General features: G+C 28.8%; 2 protein-coding genes. Both read left to right on the top strand.

Annotation, left to right across the window (positions count from 1 at the left end; translation table 11 throughout):
• Positions 1-392: 392 nt before the first annotated feature.
• Positions 393-620, top strand: coding sequence for a hypothetical protein (locus Q0649_RS10000; RefSeq protein ID WP_298841003.1), 228 nt, complete (start codon positions 393-395; stop codon positions 618-620).
• Between the two features lie 170 nt (positions 621-790).
• The gene (locus Q0649_RS09995) at positions 791-2,179 is read left to right on the top strand and encodes a L,D-transpeptidase family protein (RefSeq protein WP_298841001.1); all 1,389 of its coding nucleotides are present in this window, start codon (positions 791-793) and stop codon (positions 2,177-2,179) included.
• Positions 2,180-2,262: the final 83 nt, after the last annotated feature.

Raw genomic sequence — 2,262 nt, 5'->3', positions numbered from 1 at the left:
TTAATCCACTATGGATTTTTTATTGGTTCAACTTCATTTTACAACAAGTCTATTAATAATAATATTTATTGACTTAAATTTAAATTAGTTAAATAATTAAGGGCAATCAAGATAATTTTAATTTATGTTGATTGCCTTAATTATTTTTTTTATCGTTAAAGTAATATTTTAATAACAATATATTTATCTTCAAAAGATAGTTGATTTTCCATTGTAACTTTCAACTATCTTTTTTATGTTATATTTTCATCATTTATCATCTCGACAACAAGGACTTTATTCCCACCTATATCAAATATATTAAAATATATGTAATGAAATTAAAAATTCTACGTATTAACATATGAGATTACTTGGCCGAGTAAAAACAAGGGAAGGAGGATTTTAAAAAGATGAAGCAACTTGCATTGTGTGATATTTCATATGAAAAAGAAATTGCAGAAGAATCATGTAAAGAAGAAGGATTTACTCATATTTTTGAAATCTATTACAAGAGAGTTTATAACTATATGTATTATCGTGTTAATAACATTGAAACATCTGAAGACCTTACGAGTCAGGTCTTCCAAAAAATAATGTTTAAAATAGATATGAAAATTACAATTAAGGGTGTAGTTTAATTGCTTTTAAAGAAAACAATGCGTGTACTTAGGATAAAAAAATAGTAGTGAATATATTTAATAAAATGATGTAATATGTCTAATTGTAAGATTAAATAATTTTTGCTTTATATTGTATAATATAGTAATATTGTATATACGACTAAATTTAAATTAAAGAGGTGTCTCTCGTGGAAATACAAACAATAAAACATAAAAAATCTGTGAAAGCTATTATAATTTCTTTTTCTATTCTCTTCGCTTTATATTTGATTGTATCAATTTATTTTAACAATCATTTTTATTTAGGTTCAGTAATTAATGGTGTTAACGCATCTGGTAAAACCGTGGCGCAGGTAGATAAAGAATTATCATCAAAATATGCAACATATACCCTGAAACTTAAAGAACGTGGTGGTGTAAACGAACAAATTAAGGCTGCTGATATTGGACTTAAGTATAATTCAAATAGTAAAGTTCAAACGCTCGAAGATAATAAGAAATCTTTTGGCTGGTTCTACGAGATATTTAAGAAAAAAAATTATGAACTAACCGGCTTAGTGACATATGATGAAAAACTATTAAAAACGAGTTTTGATAAGCTTTCTGCTTTCGATAGCAAGAAAATTGTTGAGCCCCAAAATGCTAACTTTAAATATTCTAGTAATGGCTATGTGATTGTAAAAGAAGTTATGGGAAATAAAATAAAAAGTAATCAATTGTATGCAGATGTAAAAAGTGCGATTCTTAAGGGAGAAACACAATTAGATTTGGAATCAAAAAATGATTATACAAATCCCAAATATACCTCAACTTCAAAAGAAGTTCTAAATACTAAAATTTTACTTAATAAATATATAGCATCAAATATTACGTATACCTATGCTGGAGGTAAATCAGTTATAGATAAGTCTGTAATAAATAAATGGCTTAAGGTTGACAAGACTAATGCAATTATATTTGATCAAGATGTAATGAAAACTTATATAAGTGAACTGGATAATCATTATGAGACTTATGGCAAGGCAAGAAAGTTTGCTACATCTTTAGGAACAACCGTAACGGTGAGTGGCGGAGATTTCGGATGGAAAATTGAACGAACAGGCGAAGTTGGTGATTTAATTGTCGCTATAAAAAATGGGAAAACTATAGCAAAGGAACCCCGTTATACTGAAAAAGGTCTAAATCATGATCTTAATGATATAGGGAATACTTATGTGGAAATTAATCTTACAAACCAGCATTTGTGGTTTTATAAGAAGGGTAAACTTATTACAGACGGAGACGTTGTTACTGGTAAACCAACAAAAGATCGTGTAACACCAGCAGGTGTTTATAAACTTAAATATAAAGCAGCAAATGCAACATTAAAGGGAGAGGGTTACAGCACTCCAGTTAGTGTGTTTATGCCGTTTAATGGTGGAATTGGTATACATGATGCGGATTGGCAACCTAAATTTGGAGGACAGTTGTATCTTACAAGGGGTTCTCACGGTTGTATAAATTCGCCACCAGCACTAGCTCAAAAGATATTTGATAATATAGATGCTGGTACTCCGGTTGTTTGTTATTTACAGTAGTTTAATAATTGTTATTTACTTGAAAAAATAGGGGCTGTCTCAAAATGGTTAAAAAATCATTTGAAGAGATAGCCTCTTTTCCT

Origin of the sequence: uncultured Clostridium sp. (genome assembly GCF_937920395.1) — a bacterium.
Taxonomy (GTDB): domain Bacteria; phylum Bacillota; class Clostridia; order Clostridiales; family Clostridiaceae; genus Clostridium_AD.
This window is presented reverse-complemented; position numbering and strand designations above follow the sequence as displayed.

Coding starts and splice junctions, on each gene's coding strand:
- Q0649_RS10000 (WP_298841003.1), top strand. CDS start 393: ATGAAGCAACTTGCATTGTGTGATATTTCATATGAAAAAGAAATTGCA.